The sequence below is a fragment of the Erwinia artemisiae genome (assembly GCF_051400835.1).
Lineage (GTDB): Bacteria > Pseudomonadota > Gammaproteobacteria > Enterobacterales > Enterobacteriaceae > Erwinia > Erwinia aeris.
The window spans coordinates 117,366-139,573 of record NZ_JBLFFM010000010.1 but is presented as its reverse complement, the minus strand read 5'-3'; the positions used below and the strand labels follow the sequence as shown (position 1 = coordinate 139,573).

Sequence of the window (22,208 nt, the reverse complement as noted above, 5' to 3'; positions counted from 1 at the left end):
AGGTAAAATTTAAAGCGGCTGAGGCCAGCAGATATCAGGTGCTGAATCAGTATTTATTGCCTGAACTTCCTGTACATATTTCATCCATGCGGTAAGCGATGCCTTATCCGCATCGGTGATAATGTCGAGCCGCAGCTGCGTCTGCCACGCCTGCGTCGTGCTGTTGGCTTCGCTGATGCGCGCTGCCTTTTCCGCCTCGGCCTCGCTCACTGCTGCGGCCTGCTGCGCGTCGCCGTCCGTTACCCATTTTTCGCCGTCCCACTTATCAAACGCGGTTGCCGGTACCTGCGTGGTGGTGCCTGCAGGGTAATTACCCGGCGCGGTGATTGCTGTCGCCGAGCCGTCCGCCGTAAAATAAACCGTTTCGCCCCGGTGATCGGCCACGGTCTGCCAGCCGCCGTCCCGATAAATTGACACAAAGCCGGTTTCTGCAGACGGTGGCGCGCTGCTGCAGGCGCAGGCCGGAACGCCCACGCCCTGCGGCAAATATTCATCCGTTGCGCCGGTAAACTCGCCGGTCAGGTTGTCAAAGTTGTAAACCGTCAGCGTGCCGGCTGCTTTCGCCAGACCGTTTTTATCAAGGGTAATCTTCGCCATTATGCGGCCCTCACAATGTAGTTAAATGCGATGTTGCGTGGGCGTACTGAAATCCACTGGCTGCTCGCCACGCTTCCGCCCTGTTTCTGTTCGGCAATCATACTGTTGTCACTCAGAATTGCCCCCAGAGCGCCGTTTGCCGGTGCCTGCGCATCGGCAGGCTGCGCACTGGTTACGGAGTCGGCCTTACTGAAGGCCGTGCCGACCGTGGCGTTTGTAGTGGTGCTGTCAGCGCCGTAATAGTCCAGCGCCGCCGTACGGATACTGGTTGCGCCCTGCGCGGTGCCTATGCCGCGCCCGGTATCCACGCCGCGCCCGTCGTCCCAGCCGCGAATAAACTCGCCGCGTAAGTCCGGCAGCTTCAGCGATGGATAGACCTTCGCCAGCAGCGGGTAAGCGGTGGCGCTGAACGATGCACCGTTGCACTTCAGCCAGCCGTCCGGCGCGGTTGCCGCCGGGTAAGGCAGCGGCACGCCAACCGGCACCGCCGACCCGTCGCCCAGCCCCAGCGCGGCCAGCGCTTTTGTCACCAGCCCGGCGCCCTTAATTTCCGCCAGCGCGTTAGCGGTCTGTAGATACTGCTTATGCGGATTAGCGGCGGCAGCGTGCGCGGCCAGCGCCTTGTCGGCATACGCCTTTACCTCAATCACCGCGTTGTCCACGTACTGCCGCGTTGCCAGCACCACGGCAGGGTCGATTTTCAGCGTAACGGCGCTTGTGCTGTTAACGATTAAAATCATGCGTACCGTCTGCGTGCGGCCGCTGCCCTCGGCGAGCTGCGGCTTGTAGGTTTCCGCGCAGTTAGCCACGGCAATCAGCACGCCGTCGGCGTCAAACAGCCCGATTTCCCGGATCCAGAATCCGCCCTCGCTTTCGGGGATAATCTGCTCGGCAATGATCTGGCTGCTGTTGGCCGCGTCAACCGTCAGCGCGTTAAGCAAGGCCCGGCGCTTTTCGCCGATAAGCTTTGTCTGCGCCGCGTCGGGCGTGGGCAGCGAGCCGCCGCCGTCGCCCACGGCCATTTCGGTAATCTGCAGCTTTGTGCCGAGCGCCGCAGCGTTCGCCAGCTTCGCCGCGCCCTGGCTGGTCAGCAGGGCAAAATATTTCGTGGTCATGTGCTCACTTCCGTCAGGTCAATAAGATGCACCGCCGCGCCGGTATAGCCCGGCCCGCCGACGCTGATAAGTTCAGGGGTATAGGGGTAAACGGTCAGCTCGTCGCCGCTGTAGCAGGCGGCGGCAACCGGCAGCGCGCCGCTGGCGTCGAGGTTAATCGACAGCCCGATAAGGTGGCGGCTGCACGGCTTCGCATCGGCGATCAGACGCTCCAGCTCGTTATACATTTCTTCGGTAATGCCGGTATCCAGCACGCCCACATCCAGGCGAAAAGTACCGGGCGCTTCGCCGGTCTTCCACCACTCAACGATACGGATCAGATAGCCGAGCGGCTCCACCACGCGCCGGATCGAGCCGAGCGTGCCTTTGTGCTTATGCACGTACTGCGAGGCCGACACCACGGCGCGCTTTGTGGACTCGCTCCAGCCGGTGTCCCAGCGGTCAACCGACCACGCCCAGGCAAGATACGGCAGCAGCTCCGCCGGGCAGGTTTGCGGGTTCCATAACCGGCGCAGCGGTGCCGGAATGGCCTCAATCGTGGCGCAGGCTTCGGCGGCAGCCACCTCCAGCGCCGACGAGCCGGACGGCAGCAGGCGATCACTCATCCGAACCCCCGACCGTAATGCCGTAGCCGGTGCAGTAGGCGGCCTGGGTTTTATCCAGCACCACGTCGGCGGCAGGCTGCGCCAGCTCCACGCGCTGCACGCCTTCAACATGCAGGGCAGCATAAAGCGCCGATTTGCGGACATCCCTGCCGAGGCGGGCCTGCGCGCTGACGAAAGCGGCAAGCTTTGCCTCGGCGGCGGCGCGTATCGGTTCAGCCTCCGGCCCCGGATAGAGGTACAAAACGGCCTCAACGGCGTAATCAACAATCGCCGCCGACTGCACCGTTACCCTGTCGGCCACCGGGCGGACGTCCTCGTCGTTTAAGGCGGCATCCACCACGGTCAGCAGGTCGGCGGCCGCCTCGCCGTTGCCCTCGCGTGACAGCACGGTAATGGTGACGCAGGCGGGCGACGGGCTGACAGCGGACGCATCCGCCACGCGACCGTCGGCGCTTTTGGCGTGGTACTCATAGGCACCGGTCGGCCCGGCCACGCTCAGCCCCTCAAAGGCGGCGGCGATGCGCACGCGGTAATCGTCGTCGCTCTCCATCACGGCGGCGGTCGGCGGGGTTGTGGTGTCGTCGGCAGCCGTCCGCGTCAGGCGGCTGACGCCGTTGTTTGCGCCGAGCTGGTCTAAATCATCCGCCAGGGCATAGGCAACCATGACGGCCTTTGCCGCCTCGTTGACGCGCTGGCGCAGGATAACCTCGCGGTACGCGTTTTCCTGCAGCAGCTTTACCACCGGCTCGGACTCCAGCGCCAGCGTGCGCGCAACGGCGTCCTGCTGCTCTGCCGGATACAGCGATATCAGCGTTGCCTTGCGTTCATTGAGTAACGTTTCATAGTCGAGCGTTTCCACCACGTCGGGCGCGGGTAGCTGGCTCAGGTCGATAGTTGCCATATCAGCTCACGGGAACGGTTAGAGAAAAATCCTGCGTGGTATCGGTGCGGCTGCCGGTGATTTCTACCACCATGCCGCCGTCAAACGCGGATTCGTAAGAGATGCCGGTCAGCTTTACGCGTGGCTCCCACTGCAAAATCGCCATATAGCAGGCCGACATAATCTGCAGACGCAGCGCCTCGTTCTGTGGTTGGTCAATCAGAGCGGACAGCAGCGAGCCGTAGCTGCGGCGCATAACCCGACTACCGACCGGCGTTAACAGAATATCGCGCACCGACTGGCGGATATGGTCAAGGTCGGTCAGCGCCTCGCCGGTGTCGCGGCTCATGCCGGAATATCGCACGGTCATGACTGCGGCCCTCCCGACGTGTCGCCGCCGGACTTTACACCGCCGTGTTTGTGGGAATGCACGACCACGCCGTTAGAGCTGAAGCTGCCGCCGCTGTGCTGAACGTCGCCTTTCATCGTGCCGCCCTGGGTCACTTCCAGCGTGGCGGTTTTCAGCAGCGCGGAGCATTCCACTTCGGGCGAGTCCAGCATTATTTTGACGACGGCCTGAATGGTTGCGGTCTGGATGCCAGTTGCCTTCAGCGCGCCGCTGGCCGGTTCGTACTCAATCACCGCGCCGTCGGGAAAAGACCAGTGCAGCGCGTCAGCCGAAGCGGACGGTGCCGGGTTGTCGTCAGAGAACACGCCCGGCAGCACAAAGCCGGTATCCAGCTCGCCGCCCAGGCACAAAACAAGTACCTGCTCGCCGACCGATGGCGCATTCCATGAACGGGTGCGACCGGCACGGGCGGTCAGCCAGTGCAGCCAGTTGGTTGTGTTGTTGCCGGTATCCACGCGGCACAGCCCGTCGTCGAGGTTGACGGCGGACACGGTGCCGATGCGGATCAGGTTACGCAGCAGGCGCAGGATTTCTGGGATTTGTGTGTTCATAAATGCATAATGCAGTCCTAAGCAAGAGTCGACAATCCATTACTGTTTAGCTATTTATGAGCAAACACCCTATAAATTAAACTGAGAGCGTTATGCAAAAATTTTTTGATACTGAATATACTAAAAACGCTATTGCTTCCTATATTCGCTTACTGGGGCAGTCTAGTGAATCAAATCAATTCACTTTGGAAAGAAACAAAATAATTTTATTTTTACTGCGAAACATGGTTACTAATGCGCATGTATGGGACGAAAGGACTCAATTTAACATTAAGCATATTTCTCAAAATTTTCTCAATCGCCTTACTGAAGCTGATATGAGTAGTGACGGTGTTGATTATGTTTTTGCAAACGTGTTTCGTTTTTATATCGAGGAGTATCTTTCAGGCCCTGAAGACTTCTCTCCTGACTACCAAGAAATAAGAGATTTCGCCAGGGAAAATATAAAGTCATTTTCATCCAAGGCAGGAGGGCAAGTTGAATATGCTATGCAGGATATGACAACATCTCTTTTTAAGCAGCTAATAAATAGCGATGAACTAATTACTTTTAAAGATTATGTTAATGCGAAAAAAGAAGCAGAAAAATTGAATGAAAGCTGGAGTAGTGACTTAGAAAAAAGGCAGGCTGCTGTCGAAGCTCTACAAGAGACGCTTGAACAACAAAAAAATGCATTCAATTTTGTAGGGCTATATAAAGGCTTTGAATCACTAGGAAACACTAAAGAAATACAGCTATCATGGGCGAGAAAAGTTCTCATTGCCTTAGGTTTTATTTTGCCAGTAGTAATTTTAATGGAGTCTTTTTACTTTTTTCTTCCCGGGAAAAAAGTTGAAAGCCCTTATGAGCTGGTAGGTTTTTTGCCTGCTATATCACTAACACTAATTCTGATATATTACTTCCGTGTCGCCTTGATAAATTACAACTCTATACGTTCTCAAATAATGCAAATTGAACTGCGAAAAAGCCTCTGTCAGTTTATACAGAGCTATGCAGACTACAGTGCCACTATTAAAGCTAAAGATAATGGTCTACTTAACAAGTTTGAAGATGTCATTTTTTCTAATATTATGGCATCCGAAGATAAAGTGCCATCTACTTTCGATGGCATTGAGCATTTAGCATCATTAATAACGTCACTTAAAGGAAAGTCTAAGTAGCATCGTCATTTAATTCATTTATTATACATTTTTCTATCATTATCCGAACTTTATGATTGATACCTAATAATGGCCTGGCCTCATACTGCACCTCTTTTCCCCCACGGGCTGGCCGGTCGCGCAGCCCGTAGTGATGCACGCGGGCCATGCGCTGCACGTTTCCGGCAAACTCCACCACGGCGTCGTCGGCGTTGCCTTTTGCCTTCATGTATTTAGCCGTGCGCAGCTTTGCGAACATCTCGCGCTTTATCCGGCCTTTCTTTTTGCGCACCGGTGCCTTGCGCGGCTTAAACGCGGTGCCGTCCGGTGCCTGCTGGCGTTTGATATTCTGCTGCTGACCGGCACGCAGACGCTTTGCGATGGTGCGTGCCATCTTCTTGCGGGCAGCAGGCGACAGATTGCCGATAAGCGCGTTTAGCCTGGCGTCGAACGCTTCCAGCCCGTTCACAGCTGCAGCCCGCTGACCAGTTCACCGCCCGCATAAAGCTGCGTTGGCCGGGCCACATTATCCGGCAGCGGATTTTCGCCCGCGTGGGTAACGTGCAGCGCGCCGCCTTCCTGTTTCACGATCACGCGCTCGGTCAGCTGCAGGTCAATGCTGATATCGCAGAGCATGTCGCTTAACACGTCCACCTTAAAGGTGAAGCCGGTGCAGCGCTTCTCTTCGGTTGCCATAATATCCGGCTGATTCTCGCGCAGCCACGCCAGCAGCGGCACCATAATCAGATCGATATCGTCGCCGTAATCGGTGATGACCAGATTAAGCTGATACTGGTACTCAAACGACAGCGAGCTGGCGAGCGTGGAGGCGATGCGCCCGCCGTCGATAAACATATTCAGCCCGTCAGGGTTTCTTTGCAGCAGCGGCACGCTGTCGGTCAGCGCCCGGCGTAGCTGTTTCGGTTTCAGCATCGTGCTGCTCCTGGCATTCTTTGATGATTTCCACCTGCAGCCCGCACGACGCAAGCGCAGCCTCTAACTGGCGGTTATCCGCCGCTAAATCGCCCTGGGTCTGCAGGCTGTTGCCCGGCAGCGGGCAGCTTGTCACGCGCGGACAGCCAGTCCAGATAATCTCGGGCGTTGCTGAATGCGGGCCGCGACTGCAGCCGGATAACGTCAGCAGGCAGAGCAGCAGCAGACCAGCTGCGTAATGTCGGATTGGCATCGGTTTCTCTCTGTATGGTCAGTTCACGGTTCAGGGCAGCCGTCCCGGCGCGGCCCTGCAGCAGGCGCAGCGCGGCCTCGCGTTTCTGGCCCGCCTTCGCCTCATCGTTCAGACGGGTAATCGCCTTATCGCGGCTTTCAATTCCGGCGGAAAGCGTGCCGATAATGCGCTGCGCGTCGGTAAGGTGGCCGTTTGCCGCATTCAGTCGCCAGCCGGTCAGGCCCAGCGCGACTAGCGCCACGGCCAGCAGCGCCGCTAACAGGCGGATCATAACGCCCCCTTTAAGCACCAGGCCTTTTCCCGCTGGCGGCGGTTTTCCAGCCCGGCATTTCTGACGCCGTTCACGTATACCCAGCGGTCAAGCTGCAGGCAGGCGCGTTGCCACTCGCCCCGGCGAACAAACCCGGCCAGCGTTGAGGTGCAGGCCGCACGCACGCCCACGTTAAAGCCGAATGATACGACCGCATCGTAGACCGGCTGCGGCATGGCGGGCATACAGGCATCAATCCCGCGCTCAACGCGCATCACGTCGTACACCAGATTAACGGCGGCCTGTCGTTCGCTGACGTGGCTTTCTGGCGTCACGCCTGCGGTGTGACCCATGCCGTTTGTCCAGACTCCGGCGCTGCACTGGTAAGGCGAGGTGCGGCAGCCCTCGGCATCAGCAATTAGCGCCAGCCCGCCGTCGGATATTTTCAGCATGTTGAACTGCGGCAGCAGCGTTGCAATTGCCAGCACCGCAAGCACGGCGCAGTGTTTAGCGGCTTTCATTGCCTTTCCCCTTAGCCAGCGCCTGTTGCAGCTCCCAGGTCTTGCGGCGGTAATGCCAGTTAATAAAAAACGTCGCCACGTTAATCACCAGCGTCACCATGGCCACGCCGGAACCGACCATAAAGGCGACATCCTGCGGCGTGTGGCGGCCGAACCACATCAGCACCAGGCCAATCAGGTAGTTAACCAGCGAATTGATTTTCTCCATCTTCTTCAGTCCCACAGGTTGACGGTTTCATCCGTTGACGATTCCGGCAGATCCGGCAGCGTCACCTCGCAACCGTGCATTAACACCGGCCCGCTTTCGGCCAGCCCCGGATTGGCGGCATAGACCAGCTCAACGGCCTGCGCCGTGCGCCCGTAGTACCGCCAGCAAATCTGGTCTACGGTGTCGCCCTGCTGTGCGTAAATAATCACAGCAGGCTCACGATGCAGCCGGAACGCCCGGAGATACGGCTGATACTGAAACGCGCGTCACGCCAGTACTCGTCGGCGCTTGCCTCCACCTCTGCGCCTTTTTTGCCGCTGGCGTCATAGCCGCGATAGCGCTCAACAATCGCGGCCCCGGTCAGGGCACTGACGGCGGCAAAATAGTGCGCGGCCTTTTCGCTTTCGCCGTCGAACGTTTCCGCCGGAACGTCGGAAAGCCGGTTAAAGCCAGCCGCCATCTGTTCGGCGCGCCAGTCGTACAGCTCGGCGTTCACTTCTGAAATCGCCGTTTTCACCGCAAGGCGCAGGCGCTGCGCGGTCACGGTGCCTTCGTAGCGCAGCGTGTTGCGCAGCTGCTGCAGGCTCACGTCAGGCCAGAAAAAGGTGTTCTTTACCGGCGGCTCGGCATCGTCTGCCGGTCGCGGGGCGGGGATTACAATCGTGTTCATAGTCGGCCTTAAAATAGGTGGGCGGTGGAGAGCCGCGCAGACATTAAAAATGCGTTGCAGCTCTGCCGCCCGGCGCGGGGCGCGTTCGGTCAGCGGCGGGCAAGGGCCTGCTTTTTCAGCTCCGTAGCCAGCCGCTCAATGTCTTTTTTGACGCCGCAGCCGTCGTGCAGCTGTAGCGCCCGTGTAAGGTGCTCCATCGCATCCAAAGCCCTGCCCGCATCGCGTAAGACGTACCCGGTGATTTTGTGCAGCTTTGCGCGCACCTGATCGGGCATGTCTGCAGATTTCGTCAGCTCAAGCGTTGCCAGCAGCGGCCCGGTATCAACCGGCGCTTTCAGCGTCCAGGCGCGTGTCGCCGCGTCGGCCACCTCTTCGGCCAGCAGGTAGGCGGTCGCGTCGCGCTTAAAGCCGGGCGGCGGTACTAATCCGTACTGAAGCGCGTACCGGGCAATTTCCAGCGCGCCCGGCACGTCGCCCGCGTCCAGCCGCCAGATCATGACGGTCATCAGTACGGCGTCCTGCGCGCCGCTGCCTTTCGCCAGCACGCCCGCCACCCAGGGCAGATACTCCGGCAGCATCTGCCGCTTGAGTTCCGCCTTGCGCTCCTGCGAGCGCACTTTTTTCAGGCGGCGCTTGTCGTCGTTGAGCTTCAGCAGCATCAGCTCGTAGCCGTTGGCGTGGCGCAGCGGGTTGCTGGCCTGCTGCGAGGCCGCTTCCGCCTGCTGGCGCATAAGGTGACGTCGGGCAGGGCTTAACATGCGTTATGCCTCCGGCGTGGCCGCTGCTACAGGCGCGTCGGACAGGGTGATGTTTTCAATCAGGCAGCCCGCCGCGTAATCCTCCACCACGTAGTCCTCGTTGATGGACTCGTAGTTTTCGATGCGGTCGCGCTTCGCCACCTCGTCGATCATGCGGCGGTGCGTGCCTTCCTGAAAATAAATCGACAGGTTGTCCAGGCGGGTAATCAGCATCGCGTCCGCCGGGAAGTACGGCACGCGCACGGCGGGCAGGTTGCCGATACGCTTCTGGCTCACAATCAGATCGCCCGCCAGCGCCTCGGTGTTGGCCTGCACCTGGTTAACCAGCGGGAAATACTTGTCGGCCAGCAGCTGGCGACCGCAGACAACGACCAGCTCCGGGTCTTCCTGATACCACGGCTCGATCAGGGTGTTGGTTGCATCCATAACCACGGCGTCAAGGTTGGCGTAGGTGCGGCCCTTACCAATCAGCACGCCGTCGGTCACGGTGCCGTCTTCCGCCGTGGTTTTGTTCATCACGCGCTCCGGCGCGTCGTTGCGGTACTTCTGCAGCCAGCCCACCGCCACGTCCTGCAGCATCGGATTTTTGGCGCGGTTGGAGGTTTTGGCGCGCGACACGCCGTTAAAGCCGATCATGATGCGGTCAAGGCTCTGGCGCTTGATAATGGCGTCACGCAGGCGGGCCTGAAAATCTTCATAGCGCGCCCACAGGTCAAGCGTGTTGTAGCGGATGTGGAAATCGTAGTTAACCTGCACGCACTCGTAGCCGGTGCTGTCCAGCGCGGAGAAGTCGGCGGTTTCACGTTCGTCGCCGCCCGCCGTGTCGGTGGTGCTGGCAATCGAGCCGGACACGCCGATCCCGATTTTCTCGCCCTTCATTTCGGACACCGGCACGATGTTAATGCGCGTTAAAAATTCTGACGACTCCTGCACGCGGTTCATCAGCGTTTGCGTCACCGCTGGCTCAACGGTGAATTTCTTGTTCATGTCGCCGGTTTCGACGTTGTTCAGCTCGGCCAGGCGGGTCATGAAAGCGTTAAATTTAAAGCGGGTGTTCTGGCGCATTTGCGCTCCTGTATTCAGTTAAATGTTTTAATCAGCGGCCTGTCTGCACGCCGGTAATCAGCAGTCGGTCTGCACGCCGGATTTAACATCGCCGCCGGTCGAAGCCGGGCGACGGGAAAAGCCGCCGTCGGTTTTACTCAGCTGCGCCTGCAGCGCGGTAAAGGCGGTGCGGTCTTCCCTGGCCTGCACTTCCAGCGCGTTGAGCCGTTCGGTTAAGGCGGTTTCCAGCGCCGACAGGTTTTGCGCCTGCGCCTCGCCGTTCTGCTGCACCTGCTCGGCCACGGCGGTCACGGCCGCACTGACGTCGGCAAACTGCAAATCGGCACCTTTTTTCTTCGCGGAAAACATCGCGGTAACGCGGGCCAGCAGCGACGGCACCGGGTCGGTCTCTTCGGTAAATTCGATCAGCGTTTCTTCGGCGGCGGTAAACAGGTTGTCCTTGTGCTGCTTCCGGGACGCCAGCGGGTTCGCTGCGGCACTGGCGCTGAAGCTCAGGATCTCGGTGCCGAGGCTCGCCGGGTCGTCGGTGACAGCCAGGCCAATCAGGTATGCTTCGCCGGTGTCGGCAAACTTCGGGTTAACCTCAATGGAGGTGTAGATTTTCTGGCGGGCTTTGGTCAGTTCGACCAGCTCCGGCGTCGGGCTGATTTCGCCGTAAAGCGCCAGCTTGCCTTTCAGCGGGCCGTCCGCAATTTCCTCCGCGCTCAGGGCGGTGACGTCGCCATAGCGGCGGAAAGGGCTGTCGGGGGTATAGCCCTTGATGTGCTCCATGTTGATGCGCGCGCCGTACATCGCCGGGTCATAGTTCGCCGCCATCTGTGAAATCCAGTCGCGGGAAATCTCGCGGCCGTCGGTGGTTGCGCCTTCCACTGCGATACGAAAACGCTTTGCTTTAGTTGCCATTAATCAGGCTCCGGTTGTGGGTTCGTTCAGGTCGGGGCCAGTTTCCCCGCCACGGGCCATCCGCTCAACGAAAGCCAGCCCGCTCAGCGACCAGCAAACAGGGACAGCGGGCGCGCCTTTTTGCGCCCCGGTAGCCTTGTCGGCATGAACATACAAACCACCATCAGCGATCCGCGCCGTCAGGCTGCGCTGCTTTACTGGCAGGGATATTCCGTGCGCCAGATTGCGGAGACGCTCGGCCAGAAAACACCGACCGTGCAGAGCTGGAAGCTGCGCGACGCATGGGAAGATATCGCGCCCATCAGTCGCGTTGAGGCCAGCATGGAGGCGCGGTTAATTCAGCTCATCATGAAAGAGGTCAAGGGCAACGGAGACTACAAGGAGATAGACGCACTGGGCCGCCAGATAGAACGCCTGGCCCGCGTCGAGCGCTACCGCAGTTCGGGCAACGAGGCGGATTTAAATCCGAACGTGCGCAACCGTAACAAGGGCGAGCGCCAGCCGGTGATTAAAAACGTCTTCAGCGATGAGCAGACCGAAAAACTGACCGGCCTGTTTATGGATAACTGCTTTGAATATCAGCTCAACTGGCACCGGGCCGGGCTGGCACACCGTATCCGCAATATCCTGAAGTCCCGCCAGATCGGCGCGACGTTCTACTTTGCCCGCGAGGCGCTGATTGATGCGCTGACCACCGGGCGCAACCAGATTTTTCTGTCGGCCAGCAAGGCACAGGCGCACGTTTTCAAAAATTATATTATCGACTTTGCCCGTCAGGTTGACGTTGACCTGAAGGGCGATCCGATTGTGCTGCCGAACGGCGCCCGTCTGATTTTTCTGGGCACCAACGTGCGCACCGCGCAAAGCTACACCGGCAATCTCTATCTGGATGAGTATTTCTGGATCCCGAAGTTTCAGGAGCTGCGTAAGGTCGCCAGCGGCATGTCGCTGCACAAGAAGTGGCGCACCACGTACTTTTCCACGCCGTCGAGCCTGTCGCACAGCGCGTATCCGTTCTGGTCAGGGGAATTATTCAATAAGGGACGCCGCAGCAAGGGCGACCGCATCGAACTGGACTTATCACACTCGCATCTGGCGAAAGGCGCGCTGTGCGGCGACGGACAGTGGCGGCAGATTGTCACCGTTGAGGATGCGCTGACCGGCGGCTGTAACCTGTTTGACCTTGACCAGCTTTCGCTGGAATACAGCCCGTCGGAATATCAGAACCTGCTGATGTGTGAGTTTGTGGACGACGAGGCGAGCGTGTTCCCGTTTGCCGAGCTGCAGACCTGCATGATCGACAGTCTGGAAGAATGGACGGACTTTAACCCCTACGCGCTGCGCCCGTTCGATTACCGCCCGGTGTGGATTGGCTATGACCCGTCGCACACCGGCGACAGCGCGGGCTGTGCCGTGATTGCGCCGCCGCTGGTTGCGGGCGGCAAGTTCCGCGTGCTGGAGCATCACCAGTGGCGCGGGATGGACTTTGCCGCGCAGGCAAAATCCATTGAGGACTTAACCAAAAAATACACCGTGGAGTATATCGGCGTGGACGCCACCGGCATCGGCCAGGGCGTTTTTCAGCTTGTCCGCCAGTTCTACCCCGCGGCCCGCGAGATCCGTTACTCACCGGAAGTCAAAACCGGGATGGTACTCAAAGCCAAAGACACCATCGGCAACGGGCGGCTTGAGTACGACGCCGGAAGCACCGACATAACTCAATCCTTTATGGCGATCCGTAAGACCATGACCGCCAGCGGCAACCGCTCAACCTACGAGGCGAGCCGCAGTGAGGACGCCAGCCACGCGGACGTCGCCTGGGCCATCATGCACGCGCTGTTAAACGAACCGCTCACCGCTGCCAGCGGCGGCGCTAACCCTTCAATTCTGGAATTTTACTGATGAACAAACGCAGCCGTAAGGCATTTAAGGCAGCACCAGCGGCGCAGGCCGCCCCGCAGCAGGTCGAAGCGTTTACCTTCGGCGAGCCCACACCGGTGATGGATAAGCGGGATATTCTGGATTACGCAGAATGCATCGGCAATGGTCGCTGGTACGAGCCGCCTGTCAGCTTTCACGGGCTGGCGAAAAGCCTGCGCTCGGCGGTGCATCACAGCTCGCCTATCTACGTTAAGCGCAACATTCTGGCCTCAACCTTTATCCCGCATCCCATGCTGAGCCAGCAGGAATTTAGTAAGTTTGCGCTGGATTATCTGGTGTTCGGGAATGCCTTTGTCGAGCTGCGTCGCAACAGCCTCGGCAAGCCGTTCAGGCTGGAAACCACCCCGGCAAAGTTCACACGCAAGGGCGTGAAGGAGGGTGAATACTGGTTTGTAAACGACTGGAAGGAGCCGCATCAGTTTGCAGCCGGCAGCGTGTTTCACCTGATTGAGCCGGACATTAATCAGGAGCTTTATGGCCTGCCGGAATATCTCAGCGCGCTAAATTCCGCCTGGCTGAACGAGGCGGCCACGCTGTTTCGCCGCAAGTACTACCAGAACGGCGCGCACGCCGGTTACATCCTGTATATGACCGACGCGGCGCAGAGTTCCAGCGACGTTGACCGCATGCGTCAGGCAATGCGCGACACGAAAGGCCTGGGCAACTTCCGTAACCTGTTTATGTACGCGCCGAACGGCAAACCGGACGGAATTAAAATTCTGCCGCTCAGCGAGGTGGCGACAAAGGATGATTTCTTTAACATCAAAAAGGCCAGCCGCGACGACCTGTTAAGCGCGCACCGCGTGCCGCCGCAGATGATGGGCATTATCCCGGATAACTCCGGCGGGTTCGGGGATGCGGTGAAGGCGGCGCAGGTATTTGTCAGGAATGAGCTGACGCCGCTGCAGGAGCGGATGAAGGAGATAAATAACTGGCTGAATCAAGAAATTATCAAATTCAAAGAATATCAATTAATTTAAACTTAAAAATTTAACCTTCATAAATTTTGGACTAATTATGAAAAAATAGCGCCTTCCATGTAGGGAATTGCTCTTAATTTAAATATAAAATTAAGAGCATTTTAACTAAATCTGAGCTGTGAACACTCGCCTTACAGCATCATGTAACCTTTGGAAATTCATACCTTTCCTTGAAGCACCAAACTCCATTAGCTGATGACCACTAAACTTAGTGGCCCTTCTTTTGTCTGACAGACGACGCGTCAGCAAAGCAAACAAAGATTTCCCGCGAATTAAATTCCCTATATTTGATTGAATTTCAGCATATAGATGCTCAGGATAATCTTCACCTACCTCCAAGACTAATGAGGAACGATAAAATTCTGGATCATCTAAAACTTTCCCTGGATGCTCTCGGAATGAAAATGAATTATTTTGCCTTTTATATCTGTCCAGTGACAAAGCAAACCACCTTGAGAACAACTGAACTTCACTGACAAACTGCCTTTTCTCATCCGCAGTCAAAAGACTAATCAAATCCCCATCAAAATATAAATCATTTTCAATTGAATACCCAGTCGTTGTGATAATATCATCAATACCTTCAGGCTTACCAAAATAAACCCAAGTATCATTATCTACTATGAAGGCAATGGGAGTTTTAATCTGGCTTTGGATAATTTTTTGGCGCAATTCCAATACTGAACCCTTACATCCAGCAGGTAACATATCTACACCCAGGTCCGACAACCCCTCTTCAAGGCGCCTATAGAAAATAATATCATCCTTTCCTTCAACTAAAACAGTGGGGATGCTAGTTCTCTTGAGCAATTCAAAAAGTTCATCTACAGATGGCCTACGCTTTGCATCACTCATTGTCATTCCCCTTTATCAATGCCCATTGAAACTTCTTTATCTGGATATTTACCATAAATAAAAGGCGAGTGTGTAGCAAATATAAATTGATTTGAAGGATTTTGATTTTGAAGAATTGAGAATATCTGTCGTTGCCAATCAACATGTAAGCTGAGCTCAGGCTCATCAATGAAGATTACTGAGTCATGATGAAATGCATTATAACAAATAAAACTTAAAAGTTGTTTTTCGCCTGCAGACAAAACATCACTATTTACGGCTTCCGCTGCATCGCCAAAATTTAGCCTCTTGCCAAATGAAATTCCCGAGTGTTGAAATAATTTTTCAACTAGGGCCCTAACAGCCTCATAAGGAACCATTGTTTGCGATCTGAATTCTTCAATCTTTTCTATTTCTTCTCTCGTTTCTGAGAGTAAAGAATCGGCGTCCCCATGCTCTCCCTGGGATTTTTGATGCCTCTTTATTTTATCAATAACGCTTCTAGACACTTCTTGCTGGAACGAATTTATCTCCTCTGAAAATGCTGCATAGCGTCTTAAAAGCAAGCTGTTAATGTCTTTTGTAGATATAGCCGCTACAAAAAGGTTTGAGGAATTGCTAAATTTTCTGGAAAGAGAATCCAATGCCTCATCGATTTCTGAAACAGGCCTTGCACCGGGACGAGTCCTAGCATTGTTACTTTGTAACAATGAAAAGCCTCCTTCAATCCTGCGAAATGTCGGGAAGAATATAGACCCGCCATTTGAGAGCAAATAAGACTTAGCTTTTTCTTCAGCCGACTCACCAAAAAAACCTTCCTCAGGAAAATCAGGATCATCTTCTAAAGTAAAGGTTTCTCCATTTATGGTCATTTCAATTTTACAGTAAACATCGCCCGTTCTTATGACGGTGCAAGTATAAAGAGACGTTACAATGGTGCAAGATTTAAAATCGACTTCTCTCAGCGCAAAAATTATATTCCCACTTATTATAAACCAAACCAGCTTCATCAATGTGGTTTTACCGGAACCATTTCTTCCCGTAATCAGATTGAGATCTTCATTAAATATATATTTCTGTTGAGAATTTTTCCCAAAAAGACCAACCACCGTAACTGACCTTATTTTCATTTAGACCTCATAAAAAGGGGTAATTAAAAGCGTGCATAACCTCGAATGTGAGACTTATCTCATTGCATAAATTTGTTTGTCAATATTTTATACATTTACAATTTGATAACGTCAATCTTTACTGAGTAAAATCTGATTGTGAGAACATCAAAAATCAATTGGAGCATATACCCTTGCGCGCAATGCTATCCCCGCCACGCCTGCCCGCTTCGTGTATCGCTTTTAATGCAGTTGCATAACCCAGCCGGATCCGCGCCAGCTCAGGCCTTCAAAGGGATCCTCAGGAGGGTTCGAAGCATGCAAAACCATGCACCTGATGCATGCATGGCTGCTTACCCGTTTTGCTGACAGTCAACCGAAACTATTTTTGACAAGGCACGGTCGAAAATGCGACCGAAAAATTTCCATCTGAAAGCGTGTTATTGGCTGCGATCTCGGCGATCAGATTGAGCGCAATCTCCCTGTCCCGCTCTTTACACATACCTTCTGTTGTCAGCCTGGCTATCAATTCGACACGTTCAAGCGTTACACGCTCTTGTAACTCGTTATCCACATTCCCTCCCCTATTTACTGTGTTTTTATACAGTATCATAACCTTAAATCGTTACGTGAGAAAAATCTCATTCCAAAGCAACATTTTTATGTCCCTGATTAAAATAGCTTTTTATTCTATAGATGTGATTTGGCGTTTTTATCCGCCAAGCGGTTGAATCTGCTTAACAGGCTTTCAGCATCAATACGCTTTTTCGGCCTAAATAATTCACCACCGGCAGAGCTGCGGAACCATTGCCCGTTGATTTTGGTTTCTGTACCGCTAATAAGGCGCACGGCGACTGCCCGGCTGATGGTTTCGCGGGTAATATCGCGTACCTGGCCGATCACGTTGTCACACGCTGCTTCTGTTTTGTCAGAGCGGCGTAGCTGACGATGCCTCTTTTCCGGTATATCAGCCCTTACCCTGGCTAACAGCCTCCGGCGTTCCTTACGGGTTAACGCTGAAAGGTCACGATCACCAATGCTTTCCGGCAGTTTCGAATCCTGCGATCTCAAACCTCCCGTACAGTTATTGACAGAACTCCGAGAGGACGCGGACGCGTCCTTAAAATCAACGGCCAGGTCAACGGCGCGCTTTGGCACAATCTTCCACTGTGCGAGGCGGGTTAAAATTGGGGTGTCTTCGCCAACTGACGTGGCGTAAACACCCTTGATGCGCACGGTTTCCTCGCCGTACTCGTTGCCGTCTTCGCTTGCCTGATACCAGGTGCGCACGGCCAACTCGTTACGCTTCACGAACGGGCCGCCCTGGGCGTTGACATATTCCGCCCAGTCGCCCGCGTCTGCAGCATCGTGCGCGGCGGCAAACTCAACGCTTAAGCCCTGCGCCGTTTCGCTGTCAGTCATGCGGCGCAATTCACGATAAACCGTTACCGGCGCACCGCCCACAAACTGAAACTGGCGGATGTGCCAGCGCGCCGCCCAGGCAGACACGGCGGGCGCGGTTTCCTTCAGCTCTTTGTCGCTTTCGTCGTCCAGCTCGCCGTCGAGCGCGTAGCCATCGATGTTTTTGGAGATGTACTTAGCCACATAGCCGGTCGCGCTGCCTTTCTCCGGATCGATAGCCTCAGCATGAAAGCGGGCCTTTCTGGCTTTGTCCGTGGTCAGCTCGTAGCTGTCCTGCTGATACGCATAATCGCGGATCACCTGACGCACGCGCTGTACATCTTCCGGGCGCATAAACATCAGCATATGCCAGTGCGGTGTACCGTCATGATGCGGCTCGGCCACGCGGATCCCGAAGATGCGAATTTCTTCCCGGTGCAGTTTGGCGCGGACTTTCTGCCAGACGTTGCAGAGATAGCGCTGCGTTTCCGCCGGACTGGCCCCGCTCCATTTGCGGTTGCGATAGCCTGTTTTGATTGTGGCGTGATAGCGGGCAGGCGCGGTCAGCGTGTAGAAATCGCCAACAAAGCCCATATCGTTGCAGATATTTTCAAAGCCACGAATGCGGGTCATCAGCTCGCAGCGACGGATCGCCGGGTTTGCCACGCTGCCGTCGTATTTTTCAATCAGGCTGATGCGGTTGCCTTCCTCGTCTTCCAGCTCCATGCCTTTCAGAAATTCACGCGTGCGGCGTTTCTGCTCGCGCCACTCGTTTACGGTCATGGTGCTGGCGTAAGGCGTGTGTTTTTTGCTGACGTTGGCGAGCGCTATTTGCAGGTGTTCACGCCATGAGGCGGCCACGCGGCGCAGGCGACCTTTCCACCATTTTTCAGTCTGCATACGCATAATGGCGGGCGTCACATCTTCCGGGCAGAAAATACGCGAGGTAACTTTCTCCCACAGCGGCGGGGTCTGCTTCAGCTCGCGGGTGATGGTTGCAGCCGTCATGTAAACGCGGTGCGTGTATAGGTAGTCCGATTCATCCTCAGACTGGCCGTGCGCCTGTACCATTTCCGCCAGGATAAAGCTGGCGATATCACCGGCCAGCAAATCCACGTCGGCGCGGGCCAGATCCGGCAGGTGGTTAAAGCGATTCATCAGTTCCCACAGCATACCCACCGCACCGGCTGCGCCTGTTTTATCAATGGCGTTGCCGGTCAACAGCGTAAAGGTACCGTTATTCATTTCGCCGAGGCGATACTGCGAGCTAACGCTTTCAACGCGTGGCAATGTGCGCTCAACAAATGTTTTCGTTAAGTACGCATTGGCACGGGCTGTACCGTGCGTTTTCTCCAGCTCACCGGTGCGGCGCTTTACATCGAGCTGCACGAGTATCGGCTGCTTTTCCAGTAAATCTTGCGCATGTGACAAAGCCGCAATCATCTGACTGCGGCTGTGCTCCTCTTTATAGGTGCGGTAAGGGCTGGCGATAGCTTCCCGTGGAGCGTTCCACGGGTAAGCATATTCCTGTATCACTCACACACCCCCAGATACACGCTGCTGCAAACGGATTTGTTATCCATTGCTGCCAGCATGTCGAACTGACGTCCCCCACGCGTGGTCAGCGCCCAGTCGCGATAAGTTTCGATGCCATGCGAGGCCAGCGTTACCTTGCGGCTGTTCGTTTCTGCCTTTACCGGATCCATGCCTGAATGAAAAAACGCGGCATTACCACGGCGTGAGCACTGAGCCACGATCCTTTCCCACTCGGCTACACGACTTACCTCTTCAGGCCAGCGGGTGAAAATTTCTGCCAGTTCGGCTTTATTCACGTTTACGCACGGCATACAGCCGACACGGCTGCAGCCCTGCTGGTAAAGCGGGTTAGGCTTGATCCCGTGACGCTTTGCCAGAGCAAAGACATCATCATGCGTCCATTTGAGAATGGGCCGGTAAAGAGACAATCCAGGGCCGAGATCAAAGCCTTCCTCCCACTCGGGAAGCGCAGCCCGGCTTGCTGATTCCTGCGCACGCACGCCCTGCCACGTAATGACGTGCTTTCCTGCAGCAATCAGCCTGTTAACTACCTGTTCCTGCATTGGGATTTGTTTGAGTTCGAAAGAGCAGAACCTGCGCTGGCTTGACGGGAATGTGCCTTTCCAGATGCATAAATCAAGAAAAGGAATGCCGGTAGGCTTCAGGGCATTCAGGGCGCGGCGTACCGTTCGGGTCGCTTCCTCCTCTGTAAAACTTAAATCCCTGACCAGTAAAGTCGGCCATTTATCCTTTACGAAAATTCTTTTGTCAGCGATACGCTGTGTGAAATCAGCCCGGACACGCCGCAATGGCCCGAGCTTTGATTCAAGGTAATTAAGATACTCAACTGTTTCAGGGTGCTCATGACCGGTGTCAGCATGTGCCGCCTGGAATTCAACGCCGGATTCAATAGCAAGCAGCCAGTCAGCCAGACTGTCCTTACCACCTGACACGGTCACAAGATTCATTACACCGGGTGTGAAACAACGGGCATCGATCATGCTGTACCGCCGTTAAACTGAGCGTTGACGCGTTCCGCCATTTCCTGACAGGTCACGCAGCGGGTAACGCCTTGAACGGCGCGGCGGCGCGCTTCAGGGATGGGCGCATCGCAGTCTTCGCAGAAAGAGGCGCTGACCGTTACCGGGCGGTAAATTACCTGGGCGATATTACGCGCCAGCATTTCTTCAGTACGAAGCTGCACCAGATCCATTGAGTCAGCCATCAGTGCAGCTCCTGTGATTCATTGGTGTAACGCTCAGCCTCACGGCGGATAAGTTCGGCGGCTTCGATGCTATTTAGTTCCTGCTGATGAATATGCACAGCCAGCTCGACCAGGCGATCGGAAACAGCCAGCGCACGGTCTTTACGCTCTTCAATGCGGGCCTTATTCAGCAGCGCGGTCAGCGCCTCTGTTTCGCTGTCAAAATTGCGGGTTTCGATATTTCTCATTTCTATTTTTCCTGAATGCGGGCAAAAGGATGCCCGACGGGTTGACGTCATTTATTTAAAAAAGGTGATTAATTGGGCAGAGTCATTCTCTTGGGAAATAAGCTTACAACTGCACGAAAATGGTTCATCGCACGAATAAGCGCGCTTCTTTCATCAGTGGTCAGCTCACTGAAATCAAGCTCGTGCCGCTCAGTCCTGATATTCGCCAGATAGAAAATGGCGCTTAATGCTCGCTTGTTTTCCTGATAGTTCCGGTCAGTGGTATCGCGTATTTCATCAAAAAAGCGGGTGATATCTTTTCCGCAGTCGTTGCCCCAAAATTTAGAGCGCAGCTCGGCAACGTGATTCAGTCCGGCCACTCTCGCGCCCGTTTTTATTTCAGCCAGTGCTGCTTCAGCTTCGATAGCCATGATTTACCTCTTTTGCTTACTACCAAACTTACGGCGGGTTGCTGCTTGCTTAATGTCGGGTGCCAGCGCTGGCCTTCTTTAGTTATAATCCAGCCATGACCGTAAGCGGGCAGCGGGCTTCGGCGCTTCAGTAGCGCAGCCATTGAGATCGTCATAATTAACTCAGGCCGATGGAGGCACCGAGGCCGCTAATTGCATCAACGGTGTTAGCCAGGGCGGGATTAGAATGCACCCGAGCGTGAACGCTTAAACCGATCAGCGACAGGCAACGGATACCCGCATTGATGTTTTCCATAAATGCGCTTTTACAGGAAGGCGTCATTTTCTGGCCCGACACGGCAACAGCGGCCACCTTCCCTATTTCCGACGTTGCCTGCAAAACGTAATGCGTCATGCGTTCAGCTTTTGCCTCATTAACCGGCACCGCTGGCATGCATTTCATTTGTGCCAGCAGACCGTCGATTAGTGTTGCGTCCTCGGTAACGTCGGTAATCGCCGCTATCTCCATCGCTGTAAGCTGATGCACCTGCTCCGGGTTCAGCTTGTTACGCAATGTCTGGTGATTCATCCCCAACCTGTCGGCCAGCTCACGAATGTTATGGCGGCTGGCAAAAGCCTGACAGGCGTTATCGAAGTGCGGTTGTATGGAAACCTGATAATCAAACATGATTCGCTTCATCCTAGCTGATACGATCTTTTCACGCCTGAAGTGAGACGTTGCATTCACTTAGCGCCTGAATAGTCAGCGCCGCCATGTTCACTTCGACTAAAGCCTTTTTCTGTTTTCCTTTAGCCTTGATAGGCAGTTTTCCATATTCAATCAGGTTCTTAGCTGTCTCTTTGTTGGTGCCTGTCCTGCGGCAGTACTCATCCAGCGGCAGATAAGGTTCAGGTATCACAATTGTAATGTTGGGACGCATGGGGCAAACTCCGTTGGTTAATCCGATAGGTCAATATCGGGCAATAAGCGTTAATACTTCCTTAAACCTACAAAACGAAGTTTAAACTCACTTCGTGAAAACTTGCAAGGTCAAACTTTCGTGAACCTACAAATTAACTTCACTCAGGGCGGAGCTGCGGTACTGGATCGGGTTATCGAAGCGTACGGTTTTAGTACAAAACTTGCTCTGGCCGACCACCTTGGGATCGCAAGTAGTAGTCTCGCCAATCGTTATAAGCGTGACTTTTTCCCTGCTGATGTTGTGGTGAGATGTATGGCGGAAACAGGTGCGACGCTGGAATGGCTGGTTACGGGCCAGGGACTTAAGCAAAGCGACGGCGAGCTGGATGTGTTGAGTTTTCCGCGCCACAAAATTGTGGATGGACAGCTTTTCGATGACGGCAGTTTTATGATTGATAAGAACGTATTCCTACCAGGAAAGGCCTTACCAAAAAATCCTGTCTGCGTGGTGGAAGGCCTAACTCAATACATTATCGATAAAGATTTTGGTGAAATTTACGACAACAGCTGGTTGATTGAGATTGAAGGTAAAACCAGTGTAAGAGTACTTACACGAATTCCTGTGAAAAAAGTGCGCGTGTCCGGTGTTGGCGCAGGGGCATCTTTCGACTGCTCACTTGATGAAATTAATATCATCGGCCGCGTTGCTCTGACGATAAGCTAGCTCAAAATTGGCCAGGTCAGGCTGTATACAGACAACAGAAACAATGGGTATTGAATAACTAAT

The 22,208-nt window shown here is 54.9% G+C and carries 31 protein-coding genes and 1 pseudogene; 4 read left to right on the top strand and 28 right to left on the bottom strand.

Features of this window, described 5'->3' with window-relative positions:
• Window positions 1-9: 9 nt before the first annotated feature.
• The 6 genes from ACMGEE_RS18935 to ACMGEE_RS18910 are packed head-to-tail and all read right to left on the bottom strand — an operon-like array spanning window position 10 to window position 4,157.
• Window positions 10-597, bottom strand: coding sequence for a tail fiber assembly protein (locus ACMGEE_RS18935; protein WP_436830492.1), 588 nt, complete (start codon window positions 595-597; stop codon window positions 10-12).
• Window positions 597-1,712 (bottom strand): phage tail protein, encoded by a 1,116-nt coding sequence (locus ACMGEE_RS18930; protein ID WP_436830491.1) that lies wholly within the window; start codon window positions 1,710-1,712, stop codon window positions 597-599. Before ACMGEE_RS18930 ends, ACMGEE_RS18935 begins: the two co-directional genes overlap by 1 nt.
• The gene (locus ACMGEE_RS18925) at window positions 1,709-2,317 is read right to left on the bottom strand and encodes a phage tail protein I (protein ID WP_436830490.1); all 609 of its coding nucleotides are present in this window, start codon (window positions 2,315-2,317) and stop codon (window positions 1,709-1,711) included. The genes ACMGEE_RS18930 and ACMGEE_RS18925 overlap by 4 nt, the downstream gene beginning before the upstream one ends.
• Entirely contained in the window at window positions 2,310-3,218 is a 909-nt protein-coding gene (locus ACMGEE_RS18920) for a baseplate J/gp47 family protein (RefSeq protein WP_436830489.1), read from the bottom strand. Before ACMGEE_RS18920 ends, ACMGEE_RS18925 begins: the two co-directional genes overlap by 8 nt.
• A gap of 1 nt (window position 3,219) precedes the next feature.
• On the bottom strand, window positions 3,220-3,567 hold the full coding sequence (locus ACMGEE_RS18915) for a GPW/gp25 family protein (RefSeq protein ID WP_436830488.1): 348 nt from the start codon (window positions 3,565-3,567) through the stop codon (window positions 3,220-3,222).
• Window positions 3,564-4,157: a phage baseplate assembly protein V gene (locus tag ACMGEE_RS18910; RefSeq protein WP_436830487.1), complete on the bottom strand. Its 594-nt coding sequence runs from the start codon at window positions 4,155-4,157 to the stop codon at window positions 3,564-3,566. The genes ACMGEE_RS18915 and ACMGEE_RS18910 overlap by 4 nt, the downstream gene beginning before the upstream one ends.
• Before the next feature lie 92 nt (window positions 4,158-4,249).
• On the opposite strand from ACMGEE_RS18910, the gene ACMGEE_RS18905 reads away from it, so the two are divergent.
• Complete coding sequence (locus tag ACMGEE_RS18905) at window positions 4,250-5,317, top strand: hypothetical protein (protein WP_436830486.1); 1,068 nt, start codon at window positions 4,250-4,252, stop codon at window positions 5,315-5,317.
• Here ACMGEE_RS18905 and ACMGEE_RS18900 read toward each other — a convergent pair.
• From ACMGEE_RS18900 to ACMGEE_RS18850, 11 genes and pseudogenes are all read right to left on the bottom strand, one after another.
• Window positions 5,310-5,765: a phage virion morphogenesis protein gene (locus tag ACMGEE_RS18900; protein WP_436830485.1), complete on the bottom strand. Its 456-nt coding sequence runs from the start codon at window positions 5,763-5,765 to the stop codon at window positions 5,310-5,312. The two genes, ACMGEE_RS18905 and ACMGEE_RS18900, sit on opposite strands and share 8 nt — an antisense overlap.
• Window positions 5,762-6,229, bottom strand: coding sequence for a phage tail protein (locus ACMGEE_RS18895; protein WP_436830484.1), 468 nt, complete (start codon window positions 6,227-6,229; stop codon window positions 5,762-5,764). Before ACMGEE_RS18895 ends, ACMGEE_RS18900 begins: the two co-directional genes overlap by 4 nt.
• On the bottom strand, window positions 6,162-6,482 hold the full coding sequence (gene lysC, locus ACMGEE_RS18890) for an Rz1-like lysis system protein LysC (RefSeq protein WP_436830483.1): 321 nt from the start codon (window positions 6,480-6,482) through the stop codon (window positions 6,162-6,164). The genes ACMGEE_RS18895 and lysC overlap by 68 nt, the downstream gene beginning before the upstream one ends.
• Window positions 6,403-6,753, bottom strand: a pseudogene (locus ACMGEE_RS18885) (Rz-like lysis system protein LysB); the annotation flags it as partial. The pseudogene ACMGEE_RS18885 and the gene lysC, both read right to left, overlap by 80 nt.
• Window positions 6,750-7,253, bottom strand: a complete 504-nt coding sequence (locus ACMGEE_RS18880) for a lysozyme (protein WP_436830482.1) — start codon at window positions 7,251-7,253, stop codon at window positions 6,750-6,752. The pseudogene ACMGEE_RS18885 and the gene ACMGEE_RS18880, both read right to left, overlap by 4 nt.
• The gene (locus ACMGEE_RS18875; protein WP_436830481.1) at window positions 7,240-7,461 is read right to left on the bottom strand and encodes an HP1 family phage holin; all 222 of its coding nucleotides are present in this window, start codon (window positions 7,459-7,461) and stop codon (window positions 7,240-7,242) included. The genes ACMGEE_RS18880 and ACMGEE_RS18875 overlap by 14 nt, the downstream gene beginning before the upstream one ends.
• A gap of 5 nt (window positions 7,462-7,466) precedes the next feature.
• The gene (locus ACMGEE_RS18870) at window positions 7,467-7,670 is read right to left on the bottom strand and encodes a tail protein X (RefSeq protein WP_436830480.1); all 204 of its coding nucleotides are present in this window, start codon (window positions 7,668-7,670) and stop codon (window positions 7,467-7,469) included.
• Window positions 7,667-8,131: a head completion/stabilization protein gene (locus tag ACMGEE_RS18865; RefSeq protein ID WP_436830479.1), complete on the bottom strand. Its 465-nt coding sequence runs from the start codon at window positions 8,129-8,131 to the stop codon at window positions 7,667-7,669. Before ACMGEE_RS18865 ends, ACMGEE_RS18870 begins: the two co-directional genes overlap by 4 nt.
• 89 nt (window positions 8,132-8,220) lie before the next feature.
• Complete coding sequence (locus tag ACMGEE_RS18860; RefSeq protein ID WP_436830478.1) at window positions 8,221-8,889, bottom strand: phage terminase small subunit; 669 nt, start codon at window positions 8,887-8,889, stop codon at window positions 8,221-8,223.
• Window positions 8,890-8,892: 3 nt separating this feature from the next.
• Window positions 8,893-9,954: a phage major capsid protein, P2 family gene (locus ACMGEE_RS18855; protein ID WP_436830477.1), complete on the bottom strand. Its 1,062-nt coding sequence runs from the start codon at window positions 9,952-9,954 to the stop codon at window positions 8,893-8,895.
• Between the two features lie 57 nt (window positions 9,955-10,011).
• Window positions 10,012-10,857, bottom strand: a complete 846-nt coding sequence (locus tag ACMGEE_RS18850; protein ID WP_436830476.1) for a GPO family capsid scaffolding protein — start codon at window positions 10,855-10,857, stop codon at window positions 10,012-10,014.
• Window positions 10,858-11,001: 144 nt separating this feature from the next.
• On the opposite strand from ACMGEE_RS18850, the gene ACMGEE_RS18845 reads away from it, so the two are divergent.
• Both ACMGEE_RS18845 and ACMGEE_RS18840 read left to right on the top strand, forming a co-directional pair.
• The gene (locus ACMGEE_RS18845; RefSeq protein ID WP_436830475.1) at window positions 11,002-12,759 is read left to right on the top strand and encodes a terminase ATPase subunit family protein; all 1,758 of its coding nucleotides are present in this window, start codon (window positions 11,002-11,004) and stop codon (window positions 12,757-12,759) included.
• Window positions 12,759-13,778 carry a phage portal protein gene (locus ACMGEE_RS18840; RefSeq protein WP_436830474.1) on the top strand — a complete coding sequence of 340 codons (1,020 nt, stop codon included), beginning with the start codon at window positions 12,759-12,761 and terminating at the stop codon, window positions 13,776-13,778. The genes ACMGEE_RS18845 and ACMGEE_RS18840 overlap by 1 nt, the downstream gene beginning before the upstream one ends.
• A gap of 105 nt (window positions 13,779-13,883) precedes the next feature.
• Here ACMGEE_RS18840 and ACMGEE_RS18835 read toward each other — a convergent pair whose 3' ends face one another.
• The 11 genes from ACMGEE_RS18835 to ACMGEE_RS18785 form a co-directional block, all read right to left on the bottom strand.
• Complete coding sequence (locus ACMGEE_RS18835) at window positions 13,884-14,633, bottom strand: DUF4435 domain-containing protein (RefSeq protein WP_436830473.1); 750 nt, start codon at window positions 14,631-14,633, stop codon at window positions 13,884-13,886.
• 2 nt (window positions 14,634-14,635) lie between these two features.
• Window positions 14,636-15,742, bottom strand: a complete 1,107-nt coding sequence (locus ACMGEE_RS18830) for an AAA family ATPase (protein ID WP_436830472.1) — start codon at window positions 15,740-15,742, stop codon at window positions 14,636-14,638.
• 361 nt (window positions 15,743-16,103) lie between these two features.
• Window positions 16,104-16,295: a hypothetical protein gene (locus ACMGEE_RS18825; RefSeq protein ID WP_253455651.1), complete on the bottom strand. Its 192-nt coding sequence runs from the start codon at window positions 16,293-16,295 to the stop codon at window positions 16,104-16,106.
• 116 nt (window positions 16,296-16,411) lie between these two features.
• On the bottom strand, window positions 16,412-18,658 hold the full coding sequence (locus ACMGEE_RS18820) for a replication endonuclease (protein WP_436830471.1): 2,247 nt from the start codon (window positions 18,656-18,658) through the stop codon (window positions 16,412-16,414).
• Window positions 18,655-19,659 carry a phosphoadenosine phosphosulfate reductase domain-containing protein gene (locus tag ACMGEE_RS18815; RefSeq protein WP_436830470.1) on the bottom strand — a complete coding sequence of 335 codons (1,005 nt, stop codon included), beginning with the start codon at window positions 19,657-19,659 and terminating at the stop codon, window positions 18,655-18,657. Before ACMGEE_RS18815 ends, ACMGEE_RS18820 begins: the two co-directional genes overlap by 4 nt.
• Window positions 19,656-19,883 carry a TraR/DksA family transcriptional regulator gene (locus ACMGEE_RS18810; protein ID WP_436830469.1) on the bottom strand — a complete coding sequence of 76 codons (228 nt, stop codon included), beginning with the start codon at window positions 19,881-19,883 and terminating at the stop codon, window positions 19,656-19,658. Before ACMGEE_RS18810 ends, ACMGEE_RS18815 begins: the two co-directional genes overlap by 4 nt.
• The gene (locus ACMGEE_RS18805) at window positions 19,883-20,110 is read right to left on the bottom strand and encodes a DUF2732 family protein (protein ID WP_436830468.1); all 228 of its coding nucleotides are present in this window, start codon (window positions 20,108-20,110) and stop codon (window positions 19,883-19,885) included. The genes ACMGEE_RS18810 and ACMGEE_RS18805 overlap by 1 nt, the downstream gene beginning before the upstream one ends.
• 68 nt (window positions 20,111-20,178) lie before the next feature.
• Window positions 20,179-20,520: a DUF5347 domain-containing protein gene (locus tag ACMGEE_RS18800; RefSeq protein WP_436830467.1), complete on the bottom strand. Its 342-nt coding sequence runs from the start codon at window positions 20,518-20,520 to the stop codon at window positions 20,179-20,181.
• Entirely contained in the window at window positions 20,484-20,663 is a 180-nt protein-coding gene (locus ACMGEE_RS18795; protein WP_436830505.1) for a phage filamentation protein Fil family protein, read from the bottom strand. Before ACMGEE_RS18795 ends, ACMGEE_RS18800 begins: the two co-directional genes overlap by 37 nt.
• Before the next feature lie 14 nt (window positions 20,664-20,677).
• Window positions 20,678-21,187, bottom strand: a complete 510-nt coding sequence (locus ACMGEE_RS18790) for a phage regulatory CII family protein (RefSeq protein WP_436830466.1) — start codon at window positions 21,185-21,187, stop codon at window positions 20,678-20,680.
• Window positions 21,188-21,218: 31 nt separating this feature from the next.
• Window positions 21,219-21,440 (bottom strand): regulator, encoded by a 222-nt coding sequence (locus ACMGEE_RS18785; protein WP_253455671.1) that lies wholly within the window; start codon window positions 21,438-21,440, stop codon window positions 21,219-21,221.
• Between the two features lie 120 nt (window positions 21,441-21,560).
• Between ACMGEE_RS18785 and ACMGEE_RS18780 the strand changes: the two genes are divergently transcribed.
• On the top strand, window positions 21,561-22,145 hold the full coding sequence (locus tag ACMGEE_RS18780; RefSeq protein WP_436830465.1) for a phage repressor protein CI: 585 nt from the start codon (window positions 21,561-21,563) through the stop codon (window positions 22,143-22,145).
• Window positions 22,146-22,208 lie beyond the last annotated feature (63 nt).